Below are 21,632 nucleotides of genomic sequence, written 5' to 3'. Positions count from 1 at the left end.
CCTTCGGTGCGGTTACTGGCGGGCGCGTGCCTTGCGGGTGAATTCTTCGGCGGTGATCGGCTCGACCGCACTGATCGTGCAGCTTTGTCCGTTCGTGCGCAGCCTGCTGGCTCCTGCGCCACAGAGTTGGCCGTCCCGGCCGGGAGTGACAAAGGCCAGTTTCGGGGACATGGCTGCGCTGCTGCACGAGCGCTCGAAACGGACCAGGTAGTGCTGGTCGCCGTTGCGGAGCAGTACATCGCGGTCGGCCCCATTGCGCACCAGCTGCTGATCCGGGGACAGGGTGATGCAATCGCCGGCAGCGGCCGGTTCGGCGGCCTGGACCGAGGCAGCGGTGGCCAGGCAGGCAGCAAGCAGGAGCAGGGAAGGCAGGCGTTTCATGGCGGGGGCCATCGGGTCGGGATCCGGATTGGATCGAGGGCCACACTGGGCGTTTTCGCGCCAGGGCGAATCTGCATCAAGGCATCCTGACCGACGTCAGGGTGCACAGGGTCAGGGTGACGCTTGGCAGGGGTGGGGCGATGGCTGAATGGCGCCCACGCGAAAAGGCCAGCACCTGGCTGGCCTTCTGGCGGGAACAACCCCCGGACCGCTTATTTCATGCGGTAGGTGATGCGACCCTTGGTCAGGTCGTACGGGGTCATTTCGACCTTGACGCGGTCGCCCGTCAGGATGCGGATGTAGTTCTTGCGCATGCGGCCGGAGATGTGGGCGATGATTTCATGCCCATTTTCCAGTCGTACGCGGAAAGTGGTGTTCGGCAGCGTCTCGCTGACGGTGCCTTCGAACTCGATGGAGTCGTCTTTCGACATGTAGTCCTGTGCAGTTCTGTAACCGGCCGAGCTGGCCTGAAGAGCGGGCATTTTACGCGCGTCGGGCGTTTGATGCAAAGTTTTGGTTAAGGCCAGGCCCGCGTGGCCAGATCGGCCGCTGCCATCGTCCCGAACAAATCCCGCCAATCGCCTGCGGGAGCTGGCTGTTGGACCTGTTCACGGACAAGGGCCAGGAAGCGTTGGCGTGGCCAGTGTTCGGCGCCCATGCGCAGCAGATGGTCATTTTCGACCTGTGCGTCGATCAGCGGCCAGCCCCAGCCGGCCAGCCGATGGGCCAATCCGGCCAGGGCAACCTTGGAGCCGCCGGTAGCCGCACTGAACATGCTCTCGCCAAAAAACATCCGGCCGATCGCTACGCCATAGATGCCGCCGACCAGTTGTCCGCCATCGAACACCTCCACCGAGTGCGCGAAGCCCAGCCGGTGCAGTTCGATGTAGGCATCGCGCATGTCGCGGGTGATCCAGGTGCCGTCCTGCCCCGGCCGAGGGCTGGCCGCGCAGGCATCGATCACCTGCGCAAAGCAGCTGTCGGCGCGCAGCGTCCACGTGCTCTGCCGCAGCGAGCGGCGGAAACGGCTGGACAGGTGCACGCCGTCGGTGCGGAACACCATCCGCGGGTCCGGGGACCACCACAGCAGCGGCTGGCCCTCGGAGAACCACGGGAAGATGCCGCCGGCATAGGCATTGAGCAGGCGGACCGGCGAGAGGTCGCCACCGAGCGCGAGCAGGCCATCGGGATCGCGCAGGGCGGTCTCGGCGGGCGGGAAGGGGGCATCCGGCGCATCGGCCAGGCGCCAGGGCAGCTGACGGGTCATGCCGGCATTGTATTCGTCGTATTCGTCGTGGCGATGCGCGATGTCTGGCACCATCACGCACTACCGGCAAGGAGCCCCGCATGAGCGATCCGATCACCGCCATCCTCGATGCGCACGATGCGCCGCGCACACGCAATGACAGCCTGGCCATGCTGTTGACCCTGGCCAGCGAAGACCGCCCACAGCTTGGCGCGCTGCTGCTGCAGGCGCTGGATCGCCGCTCACCCGGCTCCACCTTCCTCGATACGGCGTTGGATCTGCTGCCGGACGAGGCTGTCGCCCCGGTCTGTATTGACGCTTGGCGGCGCTATCGTGACGGCGAGCGCGGCGAGCTGCTGACCAGCGTGCTGGAGTTTGCCAGCTACCAGGCGCCGCACACGCTGCAGGACGATTGGGGGGCGCTGCTGGAAGTCGCCATCGAGGATGACATCCAGCTGGCCTCGCAGGTCTGGCAGGCATTGCCGTCGTTTGTTGCGACTGACTGGGCGCATCGGTTGACCGAGGCAGACGACGATCGCGAACTGGAGCGGGCCAAGGCAGTGCTGCTGGCCACCCAGCCGGAGACCCATGCCGCCGCCCGTGGCTACCTGGCCGACTGGAGCGATCTGGATGCCGAGGTCTGGGCGCACTGGGCGGGCCTGGCCGATGGCCCGCGTCTGCGCCGTCTGCATGGCCAGCAACCGCTGCACCTGCGTTTCGGGCGCGAACAGCATCGCGCACAGGTGGCCGAAGAGCCTGCCTGGCGCAAGCGGATCTGGCGTCTGCACCCGACTTGGAATAGCGGCCAGGTGGGTCACGCCGGGCGCATGGGCGGCTTGCTTGATGCCTTGTGCGGCTGCTGTCATGCGCCGCTGCAGCGTCTGCTGCAGTCCGATGCTGCGGCGCTGCAGCCGGACGCGGAGGGTGAGATCACGCTCGGGCTGTGCCTGGACTGCTGTGGCTGGGAAGACCCGCCCGTGCGTTTCTATCGGCACGATGCAGAAGGCATGCCGAGCTGTCACCCCAGCCAGCACTGCCAGGTGCCGATCAATCCCACCGACAGCGGCGACCTGCTACAGGCCGAGGTGGGTCTTGCCGCGATGGACGGCCATCGCTGGCAGCAGCAGGACTGGGGCCAGTCCAATCACCGGCAGAACCTGTCGCGGGTGGGGGGCGCACCGAGCTGGGTGCAGAGCGCGCACTACCCGGCGTGCATCGATTGCGGCGAGCAGATGCCTTTCGTGATGCAGCTGGACTCAACGTTGCCGACTACCAATGAAGGCATGTTGCTGTGGGGTAGTGGCGGCATGCTGTACAGCTTCTGGTGCGCGAAGTGCCGGGTGAGCGGGCACTTCTGGCAGTGCACCTGAGCGCCTCGGTTGCCTGAAGGCTTCTTTTTTTGAGATTTGTTGCATTCCCTTGTAAGGCACTTCCAGTCACCCTTTTTGTTTACATGCCTTGGGCTGACTGCCATGACCTGTACTGCCGCCATTCAAGAGTTGCTTGAGATGGCTCGAATGCCGGGGGGCTCAGATAGAGCATTGGTTGCGATGCTCGATCTCTCTGAGCGTGATCCCGCCGCCCTCTCAACACTGCTCATCCTGGCGATGAAGGCTCGGGTGGAGAGAAGCGGGATGCTAAGGGCTGCGGCGGAGTTGCTGCCGGATAACAGTGCCACAGAGGTTTGCAGGTTTGCTTGGAGCGAGTTCAAGAGCGGCAACAGCCACTGGCTGGCGGCCGAGATCGCGGCGCAGGCGGCCTATCGTGTCCCCGGATTGCTTCATGATGACTGGGATGCTGTCCTTCGCCTGTCGGCCCATGAGCCTGTAGAAGGCCCGTTCTGGCGGGAGCTGCCGATTGAGGTGGGCCGGCGATGGATTCAGGAGGCAAGAGGGGCGTCGTCGTCTGTTGCCGGCTTGCTCGGGCTGCCGCTTGAGATGAGTGGGGTGGTGGAGTTCCAAGACGCTGTGTGTGATCTATCCGGTTCACGGGATGAGCCTTGGGCAACAATTGGACGGGAAGGATTGTCTGGTCTTGAGGTGGGCTCGGGACGCGCGCTGCATGGAGCGCGTGGCCTGCACCTGCGTTTCACTGCGCAGCTCCAGCGCTTGCAACTGGCGGAATCCACCAGCGTGGAGGGCCGCCTCCAGCGTTTGCATCCGACCTGGAAGGGTGGGGATGCGAAGGCAGTGGCACATATGGGCGGTCGCCTGGAAGGGCGATGTGGAATATGCGGGTCACCATTGCAGCGTTTGCTGGAGCTGGAGCTGGCCTTGATCGGCCCATGCACCCTCTCGATGGTGACACTCGGCATATGCCTGGACTGCCCCGATAATGGAGAGTCCGGTTGGTGCCACGGAGATCCCGTATATTTCCGCCACGATGCGCAGGGCCTTCCCTACGCCCATGAAACGCAGGTGTTCGATCCGCGGGCATGTCCCGAAACGTCGACTTCGCTACTGGGGGCGGACATCGATCTGGTCGAGCTTCCGGGTCGGTTCTGGCAACCGCCGAGTTATGTGGATGGCTGGCAGAACTACAGCAGGGTGGGTGGACTGCCATCCTGGATCCAAAGCGGCCTCTATCTGGCCTGTCCCGATTGTTGCCGCACGATGTTCTTTGTCATGCAGCTTGATTCCCGCATTCCTTTGGACGATGGGTCTCTAATGCAGTGGATGAATGGAGGAATGCTCTATACGTTCTGGTGTGACCATTGCCGAATCAGTGGGCACTACAGCCAGTATTCTTAGCTCATCCGAGCCAGTCCGAGACTACGGCTCCGCACGAAACGGGCCATGCCCCTGCAGCTCCTTCTGGTAGCGCCGCACATCGCGTCGCTCCTGTCGGCACCAGTCCTGCAGTGCCTCGGTGAAGTCCGCGTCGGCTACCCAGTGCCGGCTGCGCACGATGGTGGGCAGGAAGCCGCGTGCCAGCTTGTGCTCGCCTTGCGCACCCGGTTCGAAGCGGGCCACGCCCTCGCGCAGGCAGTACTCGATGCCCTGGTAGTAGCAGGCCTCGAAGTGCAGGCCGGGCAGGGTAGCGCCGCCCCAATAGCGGCCGTACAACGTGTCGCCGCCGCGCAGGCACAGCGCGCCGGCGATCGGCTCACCGTCCTGTTCGGCTAGGAACAGCACCAGCCCGCGCCCGAGTGAAATTGCCAGATGGCGCAGGAACGCCTCGGTCAGCGCTGGCGCGTTGCCGTACTCGAGGAACGTCTGCAGGTAGAAGCGGTACATCGCCTGCAGATCGGCGCGGGTGGCCTCATCGCCATGCACCACCCGGAAGCTGATGCCCTGGCGGCTGACCTTGGCGCGCTCCTGGCGGATGTTCTTGCGGTGCTTGTGGTCCATCGCGCCCAGGAACTGTTCGAACGTCACCCAGTCACCCGGGTTATGCCACTGAAACTGGATGTCCTCGCGCAGCAACCAGTCGTCGTCGAAGATCGTTTCGTCAGCCGCCGTGTGGAAGTTGATGTGTGCTGACGACACATGGAGTGAGCGCAACCGGTCGCGCAGTGCCGTCAGCAGGGCAGTGCGCTGCGACGCATCACGGGCCAGCAGTCGCGGGCCGGTCACCGGCGAGTACGGCACCGCACCGAGCCACTTCGGGTAGTAGTCGCGTCCATGCCGCGCATAGGCATTGGCCCAGGCGTGGTCGAACACGAACTCGCCATGCGAGTTGGTCTTCAGGTAGCCGGGGATGGCGCCGAGCAAGGCATCGCCGTCCCACAGAGTGAGATGCTGCGGCTGCCAACCCCAGTCCTCGCGCAGGCAACCGTAGGTTTCCAGGCCGGACAGGAAAGCGTGGCTGACGAATGGGTTGCCGCTGTCGTGCAGGGCATCCCAGTCGGTGGCGGGAACGGACTGCAGGGAGTCGAGGAAGCGGGCGCTGGGCATGGGGGAAAGGATAGGGCAGGTGGGATGCGGGCTGGGTGTGCGTAGCCGGTCCAGTTTGTTGCGGCCATGGCCATGCTTGCCAGGCATCGCCTGGCACTGCTGAAAGGAAAAGGCCGGCGCTTTCGCGTCGGCCTTCCCGGTCAATCATGCCTCGGCGCTATGGAAGCCAGCCTCAGCTGGCCTTGCCCTGCGCATCCAGATAACGCTCGGCATCCAGTGCGGCCATGCAGCCGAAGCCGGCCGAGGTGATCGCCTGGCGGTAGTGCTGGTCGGCCACGTCGCCCGCGGCGAACACGCCTTCCACCGAGGTCTGGGTGGCGTTGCCGCCCAGGCCCGAGCGGATGTCCAGGTAGCCGTTGTTCATGGTCAGCTGGCCATCGAACAGGCTGGTGTTGGGGTGGTGGCCGATCGCCACGAAGAAGCCGTGCGCCTCGATGTCGCGGGTGCTGCCGTCCAGGGTGGACTTGACGCGCACGCCGGTCACGCCGGCCTCGTTGCCCAGCACTTCGTCGACCTGGTGGTGCCAGACGGTCTCGATCTTGCCGGCTTCGACCTTGGCGAACAGCTTGTCCTGCATGATCTTCTCCGCCTTGAGAGTGTCGCGGCGGTGGACCAGGTAGACCTTGCGGGCGATGTTGGACAGGTACAGGGCTTCTTCCACGGCGGTGTTGCCGCCGCCGACCACGACCACGTCCTGGTCACGGTAGAAGAAGCCATCGCAGGTGGCGCAGGCGGACACGCCGCGGCCCTTGAAGGCCTCTTCGCTGGGGATGCCCAGGTACTTGGCGGTCGCGCCGGTGGCGATGATCAGGGCGTCGCAGGTGTACTCGGCGCTGTCACCGATCAGCTTGAACGGGCGCTGGGAGACATCGGCGGTGTGGATGTGGTCGAAGATGACCTCGGTTTCGAAGCGCTCGGCATGCGCCTGCATGCGGCTCATCAGGTCCGGGCCCATCAGGCCGTGCGCATCCCCGGGCCAGTTGTCCACCTCGGTGGTGGTCATCAGCTGGCCGCCCTGCTGCAGGCCGGTGATCACGACGGGCTTGAGGTTGGCGCGCGCGGCGTAGACGGCGGCGGTCCAGCCGGCCGGGCCGGAACCAAGGATCAACAGGCGGGAGTGCTTGGAGTTGCTCATGTAAGCTCGCAATAGAAGGTAGGGCGGGAGTGCCGGCGCAGTGATTGCGCGGCATCCGAGCGAAGTCATAGAGTGGCGGCAGGGGCGGGGCGATTCAAGGCGCGCAGTGGAACGCGGCGACCCGCGCAGCACGACGCCCATTCCGGCGCCGGGGTTTTGACGCTGACCGTGCCGGCCAGCGGCCGGCACCTACCGGGGTGGGGTCCAGTCGTTTATTATCAAGCACTAACAGTGCATTCCCAAGGTGTGGTCTAAGGTGGCGAAACAGGTCCCGGAACGATCCAAGGCGTCCGACAGCAAGGCAGCGCCGCGCAAACCGGCCAGCGTGGACAACCCGCGCCGGCAGCGCCTGTGGCGCGACCTGGGCTTGATCGCGGTCGCCCCGGCGCTGCTGTATCTGGTCGCCAGTCTGTTCACCTATTCGGCCACCGACCCGGGCTGGTCGCATACCGGCAGCGTGGTCGCGCCGGTCCACAACATGGGTGGCCGCGCCGGTGCCTGGATCGCAGACGTGCTGCTGCAGCTGTTCGGCTACATGGCCTTCGTACTGCCGATCGTGCTGGGCGCACTGGCGTGGATCGCGATGTTCGGCCTCAAGCGCGAGGCCAAGGGCGAGCATGACCTGGACCCGGCCCTGCGCCTGGTCGGTCTGGTCGGCTTCCTGATCGCCGGTACCGGCTTCCTGCACCTGCGCCTGTTCGTCGCCGATGTGGCCCACGCCGGCGGCATCCTCGGCAAGCTGGTCGGCAGTTCGCTCAGCGTCGGTTTCGGCGCCTTGGGCGCGAATCTGTTCGTGCTGGTGCTGCTGCTGGCGTCGATCACCCTGGCCACGGGCATCTCCTGGTTCGTGGTGATGGAGAAGATCGGCAACTGGGTGCTGGCGCTGCCGCCGTTGTTCAACAAGAAGAAAGAGCAGGCCACCGAGTGGCAGCAGACCCGCGCCATGCGCGAGGAGCGCCAGGAAGTGCGCAAGGTCGACGCCGAGGTCCGCGCCAAGCGCGAGCCGGTCAAGATCGAGCCGCGCCCGGAGCCAGTCCTGGAGAAAAGCGACCGGGCCAAGCGCGAGACCCAGATTCCCATGTTCCGCGGGGTCAATGGCGATGGCTCGGATGTGCCGCCGCTGGCGCTGCTGGATGATCCCAAGCCGCAGCCCAAGGGCTACGACGAGGGCACGCTGGAGACGCTCTCGCGCCAGATCGAGTTCAAGCTCAAGGACTTCCGCATTGATGCGCAGGTGGTCGGCGCCTATCCCGGCCCGGTCATCACCCGCTTCGAGATCGAACCCGCGCCGGGCATCAAGGTCAGCCAGATCAGTTCGCTGGACAAGGACATCGCGCGCGGCCTGTCGGTGAAGTCGGTGCGCGTGGTGGATGTGATCCCGGGCAAATCGGTGGTGGGTCTGGAGATCCCCAACGTCACCCGCGAGATGATCTACCTCTCCGAACTGCTGCGCTCCAAGGAATACGACAAGTCGGCCAGCGTGCTGACCCTGGCGCTGGGCAAGGACATCGCCGGCCGCCCGACCGTGGCCGACCTGGCGCGCATGCCCCACCTGCTGGTGGCCGGCACCACCGGCTCGGGCAAGTCGGTGGCGGTCAATGCGATGGTGCTGAGCCTGCTGTACAAGGCTTCGCCGAAAGACCTGCGGATGCTGATGATCGACCCGAAGATGCTCGAGCTGAGCGTCTACCAGGGCATCCCGCATCTGCTGGCGCCGGTGGTCACCGACATGAAGGAGGCCGCCAACGGCCTACGCTGGTGCGTGGCCGAGATGGAACGCCGCTACAAGCTGATGAGCGCGGTGGGCGTGCGCAACCTGGCCGGCTTCAACAAGAAGGTCAAGGATGCCCAGGATGCCGGGCAGCCGATGATGGACCCGCTGTTCAAGCCCAACCCGGAACTCGGCGAGGCCCCGCGCCCGCTGGAGACGCTGCCGTTCATCGTCATCTTCATCGACGAATTCGCCGACATGATGATGATCGTCGGCAAGAAGGTCGAAGAGCTGATCGCGCGGTTGGCGCAGAAGGCGCGTGCGGCCGGCATCCACCTGATCCTGGCCACGCAGCGCCCCTCGGTGGATGTGATCACCGGCCTGATCAAGGCCAACATCCCGACCCGCATCGGCTTCCAGGTCAGCTCCAAGATCGATTCGCGCACCATCCTCGACCAGTCCGGCGCGGAAACGCTGCTGGGCCACGGCGACATGCTGTATCTGCCGCCGGGCACGGCATTGCCGGACCGCGTGCATGGTGCGTTCGTCTCCGATGAGGAAGTGCACCGGGTGGTCGAACACCTCAAGGCCAGCGGCCCGACCGACTACATCACCGGCGTGCTGGACGAGGTGCAGATGATGGGCGATGGCGTGGTGGTCGGCCCCGGCGGACTGCCCGAGGCAGGCGGTGGTGGCGGCGACGAATCCGACCCGCTGTACGACGAAGCGCTGCGCATCGTCACCGAAACCCGCCGCGCGTCGATCTCGGGTGTGCAGCGTCGCCTGAAGATCGGCTACAACCGGGCCGCGCGCCTGATCGAAGCGATGGAGGCCGCCGGGGTGGTGAGCCCGCCGGAGCACAACGGCGATCGCAGCGTGCTGGCCCCGCCACCGCCCAAGTAAGGCCGGGTACTGCCCGGCCGTCATTGATCGGCACCCGGCCGGCGACGTCCTCGCCGGCCGCTTCGCACAAGGAACCTGCAATGAAGCCGATGCGCTGGATGATGGTAGGTGCGCTGCTGGTCGCGCCAGTGGTGGCGCAGGCCCAGGCTCAAGCCCAAGCCCAAGCCCAAGCCCAAGCTGCGCCCCCGGCTGCCGAACCGGTCGCACCGGTCGCGCCGGGTGGGCAGGGGGCGGGCACTGACGCGCAGGCCAGCAACAACTTCAGCTTCGTGCGCTATCGCGCCGACTACGTGGTGCGCCCCGACGCGGGCAACACCCAGACCGAAGAGTACGAGATCCTGCTCAAGACCAAATCGGCGGTCGAGCAGTTCAGCCAGGTGCGGCTGAGCTACAGCGAGAAAATGGAAACGCTGGAGGTGCTGCAGGCCTATACCCTGACCGCCGATGGCCAGCGCCGCGACGTGCCCGCCGACCGCATCTACACGCAGGAAAGCTACTCCAGCGCTGCCGCAGCGATGTATGCCGACCGCAAGGTGCGGGTGGTGGTGTTTCCGAACCTGGCGCCGGGCACGCGCGTGGTCTACCAGACCCGCCGGACCCAGAACACGCCGTACTTCCCCGGCTACTTCGGCCTGTGGGAAACCTTCAGCGTGTTCACGCCGTATGACGATGCGCGCGTGACCCTCACCGCCCCGGCCAGCCTGCCGATGCAGGTGGAGCAGCGGGGCGTGCGTGGCAGTGAGAAGCCCCGGATCCGCAATGGCCAGGCGCAGTGGGAGTGGACCTACCGCCGCAGTGAGCCGCTCAAGGCACAGAACTGGTCCGCTGCCGCCTGGGAGTACAGCCCGGGCATCATGGCCAGCACGTATCGTGACTGGTCGCAGGTGGCACAGGCCTATCAGCTCAAGGGTGGCGAGGCGGCCGCGGTCACCCCGCAGATCCAGGCGCTGGCGGACCAGCTCACCCGCGGCATCACCGACCGGCGCGAGCAGGCCGCGGTGCTGTACCGCTGGGTCGCCCAGAACATCCGCTACGTGGCGGTGTACCTGGGCAACGGTGGGCTGGAGCCGAACCCGGCGCAGAGCATCCTCGACAATCACTACGGCGACTGCAAAGACCATGTGGTGATCCTGGAGGCGCTGTTGGCTGCACGGGGCATCCAGAGCACCCCGGTGCTGATCGGCGCCGGTGGCGGGCCGACCCTGCCGACCATTCCGCTGCTGGGCCGCTTCAACCACGCGATCACCTATCTTCCCGAGTTCGACCTGTATCTGGACTCGACCACGTCCTATGCGCGCTTCGGCCAGCTGCCCGACGCTGATCTCGGCGCACCGGTGCTGCACACCCGCCAGGCCGTGGTGGCGCGCACCCCCGCCAACGATGCCAGCCGCAACGGCACCGGGCTGGAGGTTGATTTCCGCTTCGACGCGGCGGGCAACCTGGTCGGCCAGACCCTGCAGCAGCCCAGCGGCGTGGCCGAGATCGGCATGCGTGCCGCCTTCGCACGGCTCAACGCACAGAACCGGGCGCGGGCGGAAGAATCGATCATGGCCGCCTCCGGTTTCGATGGCAGTGGCGCGCTCACCCTGCTCGGGGATCCGCAGGACCTGACCCGTCCGTTCAACTTCCGCTACGACTTCCAGGCCAGCGACTATGTCGATTTCGCGGTCCTCGGCGGCATGGTGCTGCCCGATGCGCCGGGCGGTGAGTCGTTCCGTGACCTGTACGCCAGCACCTCTGCGCCGGACAACGCTACGCCGTTCTACTGCAACGACAGTCTGCGCGAGGAGCGCTATCGGCTCACCTTCCCGGCCAGCGTGCCGATCGTGGCGATTCCGCGCAGCCAGCAGTTCGACAATGCGGGTGGCCAGTACACGGTGGAATGGACGCGCGAAGGGCAGGTGGTCACCGCGCGCCACCGGCTGCATCAACGCGCCGTGCGCGGGGCGGACGCGCTCTGTCAGCCGCAGGACTACGCGGCGTTCCGCGAGCTGTACCAGCAGGTCCGGCGCGGCTTCCGCGGGCAGGTGGTGTACGGCGATCTGAAGACGGTGCAGGCCGGGCCCTGAGTACGCTCGGTACACCCGTTTCCAGCGCATAATGCGCCCTGATCGCCCATTCAGGATTGAATGGGCACACTGCTTCCATCCTTCCCATTCGCCTGGATACCTCACATGCACACCACCTTCCGCCGCTCCCTGCTTGCTGCCACCCTGGTTGTCGCCAGTGTCGGGTCGGCGTCGGCCTGGGCCGGCGCCCGTGATGAGCTCAATCGCTTCACCCAGGGCCTGAAGGGGCTGGATGGGCAGTTCAGCCAGCAGGTGTACGACAGCAAGGGTAAGGTCAAGGAAACCACCAGTGGCCGTGTCGCGTTGTCCGCACCGCGCCTGTTCCGCTGGGAATACATCAAGCCGCACGAGCAGCTGATCGTGGCCGATGGCAAGAAGGTGTGGGTCTACGAGCCCGATCTGGAGCAGGCCAGCGTGCGCCCGCAGGGCCAGGAAGAGCAGAACAGCCCGCTGACCGCGCTGATCAATCCCGCCCTGCTGGACAAGCAGTACGACGTCAGCGAAGAGGCCGCTGTGCGCGATGGCCTGCAGTGGCTGGCGCTGAGCCCCAAGCGCGAAACCGATACCGCCTTCCAGTACGCCGCGCTGGGCTTCAATGCCCAGGGCCTGGCGCGCATGGAAGTGGTGGACGCGGTCGGCCAGCGCACGGTGATCAGCTTCACCGGCTGGAAGCGCAACCCGAGCTTTGCCTCGGGCACCTTCAGCTTCACCCCGGCCAAGGGCGTGGACGTCATCGGCGAATGACGGTGTAGATGCCGGCCGCTGGCCGGCATCGCGCCTGCAATCCGCCGCGATACACTAGGCACGTGGCCAGAAACCGAACGACTTTCAATGGGCCCGATCTGCTGACCGTGGATCGGGACAACATGCGTCCGCTCGCCGAGCGGATGCGTCCGCAGACGCTGGATGAGATGGTGGGGCAGAAGCGCCTGCTCGCCCCGGGCAGCGCACTGCGCCGCGCGGTCGAGTCCGGCCATGTGCACTCGATGATCCTGTGGGGCCCCCCGGGCTGCGGCAAGACCACGCTTTCGCTGCTGCTGGCGCACTACGCCGACGCCGAGTTCCGCGCGATCTCCGCCGTGCTGTCCGGTCTGCCCGAGGTGCGCCAGGTATTGGCCGAGGCTGCACAGCGCTTCGCCGAAGGCCGGCGCACGGTGCTGTTCGTGGACGAGGTACACCGCTTCAACAAAGCCCAGCAGGATGCGTTCCTGCCGCACATCGAGCGCGGCACCATCGTGTTCGTTGGCGCCACCACCGAAAATCCGTCCTTCGAACTGAACTCGGCGCTGCTCTCGCGCTGCCGCGTGCACGTGCTGGAGTCGGTCTCGCCAAGCGACATCGTCGAGGCGCTGGAGCGGGCGCTGCACGACACCGGGCGCGGCCTGGGCGCGGAGCATCTGCAGGTCGCCCCCGAGGCGCTGCTGGAGATCGCGACCGCCGCCGATGGCGATGTGCGGCGCGGGCTGACCCTGCTGGAGATCGCGGCCGAACTGGCCAGCGGCGATGGCGGGCGGATCAGCCCGGAGATGCTGGTGCAGGTACTGGCCGACCGCACCCGCCGCTTCGACAAGGGCGGCGAGCAGTTCTACGACCAGATTTCGGCACTGCACAAGTCCGTGCGCAGCTCCAACCCGGATGCCGCGCTGTACTGGCTGACCCGGATGCTCGACGGCGGCTGTGATCCGTCCTACCTGGCCCGGCGGCTGACCCGAATGGCCATCGAGGATATCGGCCTGGCCGATCCGCGGGCGCAGTCGATGGCGCTGGAGGCGTGGGATATCTATGAGCGCCTGGGCAGTCCGGAAGGCGAGCTCGCCTTCGCACAGCTGGTCCTGTACCTGGCCAGCACCGCCAAATCGAACGCCGGGTATGCCGCGTTCAACAAGGCCAAACAGGAAGTGCGCGAAACCGGCACCCAGGAGGTGCCCTTGCACCTGCGCAACGCGCCGACCAAGCTGATGAAAGAGCTGGGTTACGGCAAGACCTACCAGTACGACCATGATGCCGACGGCGGGATCGCGCTGGACCAGACCGGCTTCCCCGATGCGATGGGCGAGCGCGTGTATTACGAGCCGGTGCCGCGCGGGCTGGAGATCAAACTGAAGGAAAAGCTGGACCGCCTGCGTGCCGCGCGCGAACAGGCACGCGCGGAGAAGGGCCGCGACTGATGGACGGCATCGGCGTCTGGTGGCAGCAGTTGGGCCTGGTGATGGCCGGCGGCGCACTGGGCGCCGCGCTGCGCTTCATGGTGGGCGATGCGATGCTGCGCCAGTTCGGCAATGGCTTTCCGTGGGGCACGCTGACGGTGAACCTGGCCGGTGCGTTCGTCGCCGGTTACGTGATGATCTGGCTGCAGAGTCGTGGCACGGCGGCGCTGTACTGGCGCGCGTTCCTGATCGTCGGGATCGTGGGCGGATTGACCACGTTCTCCTCGATGATGCTCGAATCGCTGGTGTTCACCCGCAACGATCGCAGCGTGATGGTGCCGCTGTATCTGGGTGTGAGCCTCGTCGGCGGGATGCTGCTGGTGTGGGCGGGCGCGCGTGTCGCAGAGTCGTGGCGCTGACGCTTGCGTCGCAAATGCAGAAATCCACGGAAAACGCTGGATTAAAGTGATGTCTCACGATATCGTGCGCGCCCCCGTTTGCATCCTCGTCCGTCATGCGCGATGAACAAGACCCCGGAACACTGGAACTGACGCTGCCGCGCAAGCGCGGCCGTCCGCCCACCTTCGGCTACGCGATGACCGATGCACAGCGCGCCGCCCGCTACCGGGCCCGCCGCGCCGGCCAGGCTGGCCACGCCGATGTGCGCAACTGCAGCGACATGGTGCTGCTGGACAAGATCCGCGCCTCGATCACCAGCAAGGACCCGGAACTGACCGGGTTCCTGGTGCACGTGCTCTGGCAGCGCTACCCGCTGCAGCTCAAGTAAGGACAGCCTGCCACTGGCGATACAGCCTGACGTCGTGGTCGATCGACTGGTGCGTGATCCGGATCGACTGCGTGCTCAGGCCGGCGTGACGTCCTTGCTGGCGCGCTCGTGGTTGAGGAGTTCGCCAAGGCGCATCGCCAGCGCCTTGACCAGCGGGTCGGCGGTGGCGCGATGGAGCAGGGCGATCTCGAACGTATCGATCGGTGGCAGACCCTGCTCGGCACCCAGCACGGTGTGCTCGCGGCTCAAGGCACGCGCCGGCAGCAGGCTGATGCCCATGCCATCGGCCACCGCGCCCTGGATCCCGCTCAGACTGGAACTCGTGAAGCTGATCCGCCAGCGGCGCCCGAGCGCTTCGATCGCGTCGATGATGTCGTCGCGGTAGAGTCCGCGCGGCGGAAAGGTGACCAGGGGCACCGGATCCAGGCCGATGCAGCCATTGCGGGCACTGTCGATCCAGACCATGGTCTCGGGCCAGCAGGCCACCGCGGCGCGGCTGTTGCGGCGCTGCTTGACCAGGATCAGGTCGAGTTCGCCATGATCGTAGCCGTGGGCCAGGTCGCGGCTGAGGCCGCTGGTGACCTCCAGCTTCACCTGGGGATGTTCGCGGTTGAAGGCGCCAAGCAGCTGGGTGGTCGCGGCGCTGACAAAGTCCTCCGGTACGCCCAGCCGCACGGTGACGGCCACGGTGGTGCCGGCCAGGGCCTCCAGCAGCTGGTCGTTGAGCGCCAGCAGTTGGCGCGCGTGACCCAGGACGATCTCGCCGGCATCGGTGGGATGCACATCACGGTTGCCGCGCACCAGCAGCGGATGGCCGGCCATTTCCTCCAGCCGGCGGATCTTCTGGCTGATGGTGGATTGGGTGGAATGCAGGCGGGCGGCCGCCGTGGTGAAGCTGGCGCAATCGGCCACCATCACCATGGCGCGCAACAGGTCCAGGTCGAACAGGGCCCGATTCGGTTTTTCACTGGCAGTCATGGTGCCATTGTGAAGCGCAATGACCACGGCCGCCATGGCCATGCCCCGTGGCTACACGTCCTCGGGCGTCGGCACGGCGTCGGCGACGCCTGGGGTCAGGCTCCGCGCCACCCGCTCGCCAGCCGCACGTAGCCGGTCGATCAGTGCGGGTGGCCCCAGCACCTCGAACTCCAGGTCCATGGCCAGCAGCCAATAGATCACCGAGCCCATCGGGTTAGCGCCACAGCGCAGCAGGCAGCGCTGGTCATCCACACCCTCCAGTACCCCGGCCGACGCAGGGATGCGCTGGCGCAGGGCAGCCAGGGGTGCGTGCAGGATGATCCGCGCCTCATCGGGGTACTGCCCGAGCGAGAGCGAGCGGGCCACCCACTGGCGCAGGTCGCCGTCGCCGGGGCCGGCGCGGGGCGCGAAATGCGCGCCCACCACGGGCGTACTGGTGATCCGGTCGATGCGGAAGGTGCGCCAGTCGTCGCGTGCGGGGTCCCAGGCAACCAGATACCAGCGCCGATCGGTGTGCACCACGCCTTGTGGCTCCACCTGGCGAGAACTCGGCTGACCTGTGCGGTCGATGTACTCGAAGGCCAGTTGCAGTTGGTCGCGGCAGGCAGCGGCCAGGGCGGTCAGCCGACCGGCATCGACCAACGGTCCGATCTGATCGGTGGGCAGGATCGCTGAGCGCAGTGCCTCCAGACGGGGCCGCAGGCGCGGTGGCATCGCCTGTTCAATCTTGACCAGCGCGGTGATCGCGGTCTGCTCGATCCCGCTGATGGTGCCGGTCACCGCCGTGCGCAGCGCGATTGCGGCCGCCAGCGCTTCATCGTCGTCCAGCAGCAGCGGTGGCAGGGCCCGGCCCGGGCGGAAGGCGTAGCCGCCGGCGACACCGGTGCTGGCGTGGATGGGATAGCCCAGCTGGCGCAGCCGGTCGATGTCGCGGCGGAGCGTGCGTGGATGGATGCCCATGCGCTCGGCCAGCATGCCGCCGCCCCAATGCGGGCGCGATTGCAGCAGGGACAGCAGGCTCAGCAGGCGGGCGGAGGCGGTCAGCATCAGGAAAGCGTAGCAGCCATTGCGGGCGGGTTCTGTCCGCAAGGGTGGCTAGCCTTGGGGCCACGGTGCAGGACCGCTTCGGTCGCACCCCTGGCCGCCCTCAAGGAGTTCCAGATGTCCCTCGTCTTCTATTGGCACCCGATGTCCAGCGCCACCCCGATCGCCTGCGCCCTGGCCGAACTGGCCGTCCCTCACGAGCGGGTCAGGATCGACATCCGCGCCGGCGAGCAGCGCACGGCCGACTACCTGGCCATCAATCCCAACGGCAAGGTGCCGTGCCTGGTGGTGGATGGCACGCCGATGTTCGAAGCCCTGGCGATCCACCTGTGGCTGGGCGAGCACTACGGCGTGGCCAAGGGCCTGTGGCCGCAGGGCGGCACACCGGCACGGCTGGAGGCGATGTCGTGGTGCACGTGGGCATATGTCACCTATGGCGCGGTGATCGGGCGTGTGTGGCTGGCCACCACGGACGATGCGCTGCGCCATGCCGACCATGCCGCAGCCGGGATCCGCGCGGCCAATGAACTGCTGGACGTGCTGGAGGCACGCCTGTCGCAGCAGCCCTGGATGCTGGGTGAGGCCTACTCGCTGGCAGATCTCGTGGTGGGCCAGGTGGTCGGCTACGGGACCTTCGTGGGCGCTGCCGTGGACGCGCACCCGGCCGTGGCGGCGTGGCTGGCACAGCTGCAGGCACGTCCGGCGATGCAGGGCGAGATGTGAGGCAGCATGCTCATCTGCAATGCGCATGACGCGCATTCCAAAATTTAACTGGTGAATGGACCGGGCCCGACCGTAAGGTGGCCCGGTTCTCCATTTTCCGGTGCACTGTCCATGTCCCTGCGTCTTGCCCTTCCGGTGCTGCTTGCACTGGCCCCTTCCGCATTCGCGGCCGAGCAGGCCGACCTGATGATCCGGCATGCGACCGTGGTCGATGTGGAGCATGCCTCCACCGTGCCGGACCAGACCGTCGTGGTACGCGGCCAGGACATCGTGGCGATGGGCAGTGATCGTGCGATGCGCAAGGCGTGGAAGGCCCGCGAGGAGGTCAACGGCAAGGGGCGCTATCTGATCCCGGGCCTGTGGGACATGCACGTGCATTTCGGGGGCGGCCCGGAGCTCATTGAGGAGAACAAGGCGCTGCTGCCGCTGTACATCGCCCATGGCATCACCACCATCCGCGACGCCTCCGGCGATCTGCCCGACCAGGTGCTGCAGTGGCGCGGCGAGATCGCCAGCGGCCGGTTGGCCGGCCCGCAGCTGTTCACCTCGGGTGCCAAGATCGAAGGCATCAAGCCGGTCTGGAAGGGCACCATCGAAGTCGGCTCGCAGGCGGACCTGGATGCGGCGTTCGTGCGCTTGAAGCGCGACCGCGTCGACTTCGTCAAGATCACCGACAGCACCCTGACCCCGGACCTGTTCCTGGCGGCCGTGCGCGGTGCACGCGCCAACGGTCTGCGTGCATCCGGGCATATTCCGATGGCATTGACCGTGCAGCAGGCGGTTGATGCGGGCATCAGCTCGATCGAACACCTGGACTACGCCTACAAGGCGGGCGTCAAGGATGAAGCCGCGATCGCCGCGGACTTCGGCGCCAAGCGCATCGATCGCGCGCAGGCCAACGCGCGCTTGGATGCGGGCTTCGACCGTGACACCGCCATGGCCGCCTATCGCGGTTTCGCGGCCAAGGGCGTGTTCGTGACGCCGACCCTCAATGGCGGGCGCATCCTGGACTTCCTGGACCAGGACGACCACCGCGACGATCCCTATCTGGCCTACATCGGCCCGAAGCTGCAGGCCACCTACGCCTGGCGCGTCGAGCGCGCGGCAAAGGCGACCCCGGCGCAGATCGACGCGCGGCACCAGGAGTACCACCAGGTCGCCGCGGTGCTGCCGATGCTCCAGCAGGCCGGCGTGACGATCATGGCCGGTACCGATGCGGGCTTCCTCAACTCGTTCAACTATCCCGGTATTGGCCTGCATGACGAGCTGTCGTTGTTCGTCAAGGAAGGGCTGACCCCGGCGCAGGCCCTGTCCGCGGCCACGCGCGCGGGCCCGGCCTGGTTCGGCACCCTGGATCGTTATGGTGCGGTCGCGCCCGGCAAGGCGGCCGACCTGGTGTTGCTGGAGCGCAATCCACTGGAGGATATCGAGGCCACGCGCGGCATCCAGTATGTCGTGCTGCGCGGCCAGGGCTATGACCGCACGGCGCTGGATGCGCTGTTGACGCAGACCAGGGCGAAGGTCGTTGCGTGGAAGGCGGAAGCGGCGAAGGAGTGACGCCTTGGCGCGCTCACCGGAGCGGTGGGCGCGCCCGCGTCCGGGGGATGCAGGTCCGCGGGCGCAGAGGTCTGGTGGCGTGCCGGCCTACGGCCCCGCCGGCGAAATGAACTCCAGCGTACGGCCGTCTGCCAGGCGGGCGGTCGCGCTGCGCGCCGGAAGCGGACGGCCATCCACCTGTCGTGGTTGATCGGAGAAATTCGCCACGATCACGCTGCCATCGGCAAATGTGGTCTGCTGCACCTGCCCGGCGGCATCGCGCCAGCGGAAGTCGGTCAGTGCCTGGTCGAACAAGTGCTCATGCACGGGACGGAAGAACGCGTCCAGCTGGCGCAGGTAGGCGATCCGTGACGGGGCGGTCGCCACGCTGAGGTTAAGCAGGGGTGGTACGTTGTACAGCTGCTGCAGCAGCTCGGTGGTGCTGCGGCTCTCGCGGAACTTGAGGCTGTCCAGGGTCCAGTGATGGGTGCTGACCACGCTGTCGTGGAAGGCCGCCTGCAGCAAGGGCAGGCGACGGGCCGGGTTGAAATAGAGCTGCTGGTAGCGGGGCTTGAGCCGGCTCTGTTTGAAGAAGAAGGCAGGCTGGTGCTCCGGCGCCCACGCCCCGAGGTAGTACGGCGAGTCGCGCTCGCGGCGCATCTGCGGATCGCGCCAGCCAAACCCGGCGGTCTGCGCGCCGTGCGCGAAGACGATATGCCGGTTGACCACGGCCGAGCCGACTTCCGAGCCGACCACCAGTGCCTGGGTATCGGCCAGCCAGGCGAGGGCCGCGTTGCGGTTGGCCGCATCCTGCGCCTGCGGGGTGGGCTTGGCCGGGTCGCTGTCATCGAACAGCATGCCGGTCGCTGCGACATCCAGGAACCAGCTGTTGTAGGGCGTGGTGGCGCGCAGGTCCCGCACCCGACGTTCCATCAATGGCCGGATACAGGCTGCGTTGGTATACACCCCGCTGCCCTGGAACCCTTTGATCCGCTGGCCATCGGGTTTCATGATTCCGCAGCGCTCGAACGCGTCCTGCCCGAGCTGGGCCGACAGCCAGGACGGATTGTCGTTGCCGTCGGGCAGGGCGGTGTCATAGGAATCGTACGGCGCCACCAGGTAGCCGGCCTGTACGCCTGCTTCCACGCCGCCCGGGCTCGCCCAGCCCGCCGTCCAGTCCGGCAGTCCCAGCCACAGGCGCGGCAGGCCCGCGGCCTGCAGGGCGCGGATCATCCGCGGCGACGCGCTGTCGCCCCGCAACGCCTCGGGCTGCAGCGCCGTGCCCAGCGTGGCATCCAGCTGGTGCCGGCGTTGCTGCATGGCCTGGGCGGTGTCACCGGGAAACTGTTCCGCCAGCGCGGCATTGATCGCGGCCACCAACACCTGTTGCACATAGGGGCCGCTGTGTGCGGCCGCCAACGCCTCCAACGCCTCGTCATCCTTCTGGATCCACGCGCGTGGCAGCAGCGCCTTCAGCGTCGCCCAGTCGCGCACGTCCTGTTCCACCAGCAGGCGGTCACCCCACAGATACAGGTGGCTGGCACCGATCAGCTTCTCACCGTCCGGCAATCCGGCGAGTTTGTCCTTCAGCGGCACGAAGCCGCCCTGCGCCTGCAACCACGCCCGGTAACGTTTGGCCGGCGCCAGCCAATCCGGCGCATCCAGGCTGACGATGACGGTATACGGCTCAGACACGTTGAGCGCATTGAAGTGGTGCTCGGCGGCGACCGCGACGCCTGGCCCATCGGCGCTGAAGTGAACGGTGTTGTTGAACGGTGTCGCGAACAGGATCGACAGCACGCGATCCGGCCACGCCAGGCCGATCACGGGCAGGGTAAGGTCTTCGGTGGTGTTGATCTCGCCGTAGGCATCAAGCAGTTCATCCCGCCAGACGGCGTCATCGGCGGGAAGGTAGTAGCCCTCGTGCAGCGGCAGCAACAGGGCGTGCGGACCGGCGGGCAGTCGCGGCCAGTGCACGCTGCCCTCGGTGGTCCGGTTGAAGTGCATCTGCAGCGTATCGCCGACCAGTTCGGCCCGTACCTGCGTTGCATCGCCCCATCGCCATCGACCGGTAGCGGCGGTCTGCTTCAGCGCCGACACCGTGCCGGCGTCGCCCGCCGAAGAGATGCGGGTGGTGGTGCCGTCGGCCTGGGTGGCGGTCACCGCCAGCGTTGCAGAATCGATCTCGACGCGCCACGCCGGGTTGGTCAAGGTCAGGGCGTGGCTTTGCGTTGCGGGCAGCAACAGCAACAGAACAAGGAAGTACTTCATGCAGGGTCCGGCGAAGGTGGCGTGCGGGGCGAGGCGGTCGCCGGAGAGTAAAGCGCCGGCGGTCGCCGGCGCCTGCCGCACGTCACAGTTGATGCGCGGGGTGCTGTCGCGATTCATGAAGCGTGCGGCGCGTCATGCTCGTGTCGGTGCTTCAGCCTCGTCGCATCGCGTGCTGTCTTCTCCGCTCACCGCGCTGCCGTCGCGATCCGCTCGCCGAGCGCGAACGCACTGTGCAGGTGGGCCTGAGCATCACCCGTGTCGGTCTCCAGCAGCAGCGTGGACGAGAGCACCGGCGCGCCGCAGTAATCGAAGATGCCGGTGTCGATCTGGGTCTTCATAGCCTCGGTGTAGCCGCGCTTGTGCCAGGTGCGCGCATCGGCGCCCCCCAGGCCGACCAGATGGACGGACAGGTGCCCCAGTTTCTTGAGCACGCCCTGGCCGCTGCTGTCGTCATAGGCCCAGCCGCCCGTGAAGACGCGGTCGATCCAGCCCTTCATCAGCGCCGGCATGCTCCACCAGTAAACGGGAAACACCAGCACGAGTGCGTCGGCGCGGTCCAGGCGGGCCTGTTCGGCCAGTACATCGGCCGGGAACGCGCTCAGGCGGTGGTGGCCGTCCAGGTCGTGCCGGGTGTAGCGGGGGTCGAAGCCCTCGGCATGGAGGTCGGCCAGTTCCACGGTAGCGCCGGGGGCGGTGGATAGACCGTCCGCGATGCGGCGGGCGACGGCCTGGGTCAGGGCGTCGGGATGGGGGTGGGAGGTGACGATCAGGGTGTGCATGGGCGTCCAAGGGGAGGAGGTTGTAT

At 66.9% G+C, this 21,632-nt stretch carries 19 protein-coding genes; 10 read left to right on the top strand and 9 right to left on the bottom strand.

The genetic code is table 11. The features are described 5' to 3' along the window. Positions 1 to 12 precede the first annotated feature (12 nt). The 3 genes from PV764_RS00955 to aat all read right to left on the bottom strand — a co-directional run bounded on the left by PV764_RS00955 (position 13) and on the right by aat (position 1,648). The gene (locus tag PV764_RS00955; protein WP_037553682.1) at positions 13 to 381 is read right to left on the bottom strand and encodes a hypothetical protein; all 369 of its coding nucleotides are present in this window, start codon (positions 379 to 381) and stop codon (positions 13 to 15) included. Between the two features lie 212 nt (positions 382 to 593). Beyond that, entirely contained in the window at positions 594 to 812 is a 219-nt protein-coding gene (gene infA / locus PV764_RS00950; RefSeq protein WP_005409596.1) for a translation initiation factor IF-1, read from the bottom strand. A gap of 86 nt (positions 813 to 898) precedes the next feature. Then, on the bottom strand, positions 899 to 1,648 hold the full coding sequence (aat, locus tag PV764_RS00945; protein ID WP_046272477.1) for a leucyl/phenylalanyl-tRNA--protein transferase: 750 nt from the start codon (positions 1,646 to 1,648) through the stop codon (positions 899 to 901). Between the two features lie 80 nt (positions 1,649 to 1,728). Here aat and PV764_RS00940 point away from each other — a divergent pair, with 80 nt between their 5' ends. Both PV764_RS00940 and PV764_RS00935 read left to right on the top strand, forming a co-directional pair. Beyond that, entirely contained in the window at positions 1,729 to 2,997 is a 1,269-nt protein-coding gene (locus PV764_RS00940) for a hypothetical protein (protein ID WP_286776600.1), read from the top strand. 180 nt (positions 2,998 to 3,177) lie between these two features. Further along, positions 3,178 to 4,377 carry a hypothetical protein gene (locus tag PV764_RS00935; RefSeq protein WP_421116003.1) on the top strand — a complete coding sequence of 400 codons (1,200 nt, stop codon included), beginning with the start codon at positions 3,178 to 3,180 and terminating at the stop codon, positions 4,375 to 4,377. Between the two features lie 21 nt (positions 4,378 to 4,398). On the opposite strand, the gene PV764_RS00930 is transcribed toward PV764_RS00935, so the two are convergent. Continuing rightward, positions 4,399 to 5,523, bottom strand: coding sequence for a GNAT family N-acetyltransferase (locus tag PV764_RS00930; RefSeq protein ID WP_421116002.1), 1,125 nt, complete (start codon positions 5,521 to 5,523; stop codon positions 4,399 to 4,401). 172 nt (positions 5,524 to 5,695) lie between these two features. Further along, positions 5,696 to 6,658, bottom strand: coding sequence for a thioredoxin-disulfide reductase (gene trxB / locus PV764_RS00925; RefSeq protein ID WP_343311967.1), 963 nt, complete (start codon positions 6,656 to 6,658; stop codon positions 5,696 to 5,698). 256 nt (positions 6,659 to 6,914) lie between these two features. On the opposite strand from trxB, the gene PV764_RS00920 reads away from it, so the two are divergent. From PV764_RS00920 to PV764_RS00895, 6 genes are all read left to right on the top strand, one after another. Next, complete coding sequence (locus tag PV764_RS00920; protein WP_046272445.1) at positions 6,915 to 9,272, top strand: DNA translocase FtsK; 2,358 nt, start codon at positions 6,915 to 6,917, stop codon at positions 9,270 to 9,272. Between the two features lie 89 nt (positions 9,273 to 9,361). Further along, positions 9,362 to 11,341 carry a DUF3857 domain-containing transglutaminase family protein gene (locus PV764_RS00915; protein WP_421116183.1) on the top strand — a complete coding sequence of 660 codons (1,980 nt, stop codon included), beginning with the start codon at positions 9,362 to 9,364 and terminating at the stop codon, positions 11,339 to 11,341. Positions 11,342 to 11,446: 105 nt separating this feature from the next. Beyond that, positions 11,447 to 12,085 (top strand): outer membrane lipoprotein chaperone LolA, encoded by a 639-nt coding sequence (gene lolA, locus PV764_RS00910; RefSeq protein ID WP_293981176.1) that lies wholly within the window; start codon positions 11,447 to 11,449, stop codon positions 12,083 to 12,085. Positions 12,086 to 12,207: 122 nt separating this feature from the next. Next, positions 12,208 to 13,509 (top strand): replication-associated recombination protein A, encoded by a 1,302-nt coding sequence (locus tag PV764_RS00905; protein ID WP_019184752.1) that lies wholly within the window; start codon positions 12,208 to 12,210, stop codon positions 13,507 to 13,509. Beyond that, on the top strand, positions 13,509 to 13,907 hold the full coding sequence (crcB, locus tag PV764_RS00900) for a fluoride efflux transporter CrcB (RefSeq protein WP_399618061.1): 399 nt from the start codon (positions 13,509 to 13,511) through the stop codon (positions 13,905 to 13,907). Before PV764_RS00905 ends, crcB begins: the two co-directional genes overlap by 1 nt. A gap of 95 nt (positions 13,908 to 14,002) precedes the next feature. After that, the gene (locus PV764_RS00895) at positions 14,003 to 14,275 is read left to right on the top strand and encodes a hypothetical protein (protein WP_019184750.1); all 273 of its coding nucleotides are present in this window, start codon (positions 14,003 to 14,005) and stop codon (positions 14,273 to 14,275) included. Between the two features lie 75 nt (positions 14,276 to 14,350). On the opposite strand, the gene PV764_RS00890 is transcribed toward PV764_RS00895, so the two are convergent. Continuing rightward, the gene (locus PV764_RS00890; protein WP_421116000.1) at positions 14,351 to 15,253 is read right to left on the bottom strand and encodes a LysR substrate-binding domain-containing protein; all 903 of its coding nucleotides are present in this window, start codon (positions 15,251 to 15,253) and stop codon (positions 14,351 to 14,353) included. Between the two features lie 51 nt (positions 15,254 to 15,304). Next, positions 15,305 to 16,300 carry a helix-turn-helix transcriptional regulator gene (locus tag PV764_RS00885; protein ID WP_421115999.1) on the bottom strand — a complete coding sequence of 332 codons (996 nt, stop codon included), beginning with the start codon at positions 16,298 to 16,300 and terminating at the stop codon, positions 15,305 to 15,307. Between the two features lie 114 nt (positions 16,301 to 16,414). On the opposite strand from PV764_RS00885, the gene PV764_RS00880 reads away from it, so the two are divergent. Together PV764_RS00880 and PV764_RS00875 are read left to right on the top strand one after the other, a co-directional pair. Next, positions 16,415 to 17,020 (top strand): glutathione S-transferase family protein, encoded by a 606-nt coding sequence (locus PV764_RS00880; protein ID WP_421115998.1) that lies wholly within the window; start codon positions 16,415 to 16,417, stop codon positions 17,018 to 17,020. Positions 17,021 to 17,131: 111 nt separating this feature from the next. Beyond that, complete coding sequence (locus PV764_RS00875; protein ID WP_421115997.1) at positions 17,132 to 18,577, top strand: amidohydrolase family protein; 1,446 nt, start codon at positions 17,132 to 17,134, stop codon at positions 18,575 to 18,577. 87 nt (positions 18,578 to 18,664) lie between these two features. Here PV764_RS00875 and PV764_RS00870 read toward each other — a convergent pair whose 3' ends face one another. Further along, a complete protein-coding gene (locus tag PV764_RS00870) occupies positions 18,665 to 20,944 on the bottom strand; it encodes a glycoside hydrolase (protein ID WP_284129309.1) in 2,280 nt (759 codons plus the stop codon). A gap of 68 nt (positions 20,945 to 21,012) precedes the next feature. Beyond that, positions 21,013 to 21,606 (bottom strand): NAD(P)H-dependent oxidoreductase, encoded by a 594-nt coding sequence (locus PV764_RS00865; RefSeq protein ID WP_019184744.1) that lies wholly within the window; start codon positions 21,604 to 21,606, stop codon positions 21,013 to 21,015. Between the last annotated feature and the right edge of the window lie 26 nt (positions 21,607 to 21,632).

The sequence above is a fragment of the Stenotrophomonas sp. AS1 genome (genome assembly GCF_048957655.1).
Classification (GTDB): Bacteria; Pseudomonadota; Gammaproteobacteria; order Xanthomonadales; family Xanthomonadaceae; genus Stenotrophomonas; species Stenotrophomonas bentonitica_A.
Note: the sequence above shows the minus strand (reverse complement) of the source record. Positions and strands in the feature narration are given on the sequence as shown.

Bases quoted from the DNA above. Each gene is read 5' to 3' on its own strand.
- PV764_RS00915 (WP_421116183.1), top strand. From the start codon at position 9,362: ATGCGCTGGATGATGGTAGGTGCGCTGCTGGTCGCGCCAGTGGTGGCG.
- PV764_RS00940 (WP_286776600.1), top strand. From the start codon at position 1,729: ATGAGCGATCCGATCACCGCCATCCTCGATGCGCACGATGCGCCGCGC.
- PV764_RS00935 (WP_421116003.1), top strand. From the start codon at position 3,178: ATGCTCGATCTCTCTGAGCGTGATCCCGCCGCCCTCTCAACACTGCTC.
- PV764_RS00930 (WP_421116002.1), bottom strand. From the start codon at position 5,523: ATGCCCAGCGCCCGCTTCCTCGACTCCCTGCAGTCCGTTCCCGCCACC.
- crcB (WP_399618061.1), top strand. From the start codon at position 13,509: ATGGACGGCATCGGCGTCTGGTGGCAGCAGTTGGGCCTGGTGATGGCC.
- PV764_RS00880 (WP_421115998.1), top strand. From the start codon at position 16,415: ATGTCCCTCGTCTTCTATTGGCACCCGATGTCCAGCGCCACCCCGATC.
- PV764_RS00895 (WP_019184750.1), top strand. From the start codon at position 14,003: ATGCGCGATGAACAAGACCCCGGAACACTGGAACTGACGCTGCCGCGC.
- PV764_RS00865 (WP_019184744.1), bottom strand. From the start codon at position 21,606: ATGCACACCCTGATCGTCACCTCCCACCCCCATCCCGACGCCCTGACC.
- lolA (WP_293981176.1), top strand. From the start codon at position 11,447: ATGCACACCACCTTCCGCCGCTCCCTGCTTGCTGCCACCCTGGTTGTC.
- PV764_RS00890 (WP_421116000.1), bottom strand. From the start codon at position 15,253: ATGACTGCCAGTGAAAAACCGAATCGGGCCCTGTTCGACCTGGACCTG.
- PV764_RS00885 (WP_421115999.1), bottom strand. From the start codon at position 16,300: ATGCTGACCGCCTCCGCCCGCCTGCTGAGCCTGCTGTCCCTGCTGCAA.
- PV764_RS00875 (WP_421115997.1), top strand. From the start codon at position 17,132: ATGTCCCTGCGTCTTGCCCTTCCGGTGCTGCTTGCACTGGCCCCTTCC.
- PV764_RS00905 (WP_019184752.1), top strand. From the start codon at position 12,208: ATGCGTCCGCTCGCCGAGCGGATGCGTCCGCAGACGCTGGATGAGATG.
- PV764_RS00955 (WP_037553682.1), bottom strand. From the start codon at position 381: ATGAAACGCCTGCCTTCCCTGCTCCTGCTTGCTGCCTGCCTGGCCACC.
- trxB (WP_343311967.1), bottom strand. From the start codon at position 6,658: ATGAGCAACTCCAAGCACTCCCGCCTGTTGATCCTTGGTTCCGGCCCG.
- infA (WP_005409596.1), bottom strand. From the start codon at position 812: ATGTCGAAAGACGACTCCATCGAGTTCGAAGGCACCGTCAGCGAGACG.
- PV764_RS00870 (WP_284129309.1), bottom strand. From the start codon at position 20,944: ATGAATCGCGACAGCACCCCGCGCATCAACTGTGACGTGCGGCAGGCG.
- aat (WP_046272477.1), bottom strand. From the start codon at position 1,648: ATGACCCGTCAGCTGCCCTGGCGCCTGGCCGATGCGCCGGATGCCCCC.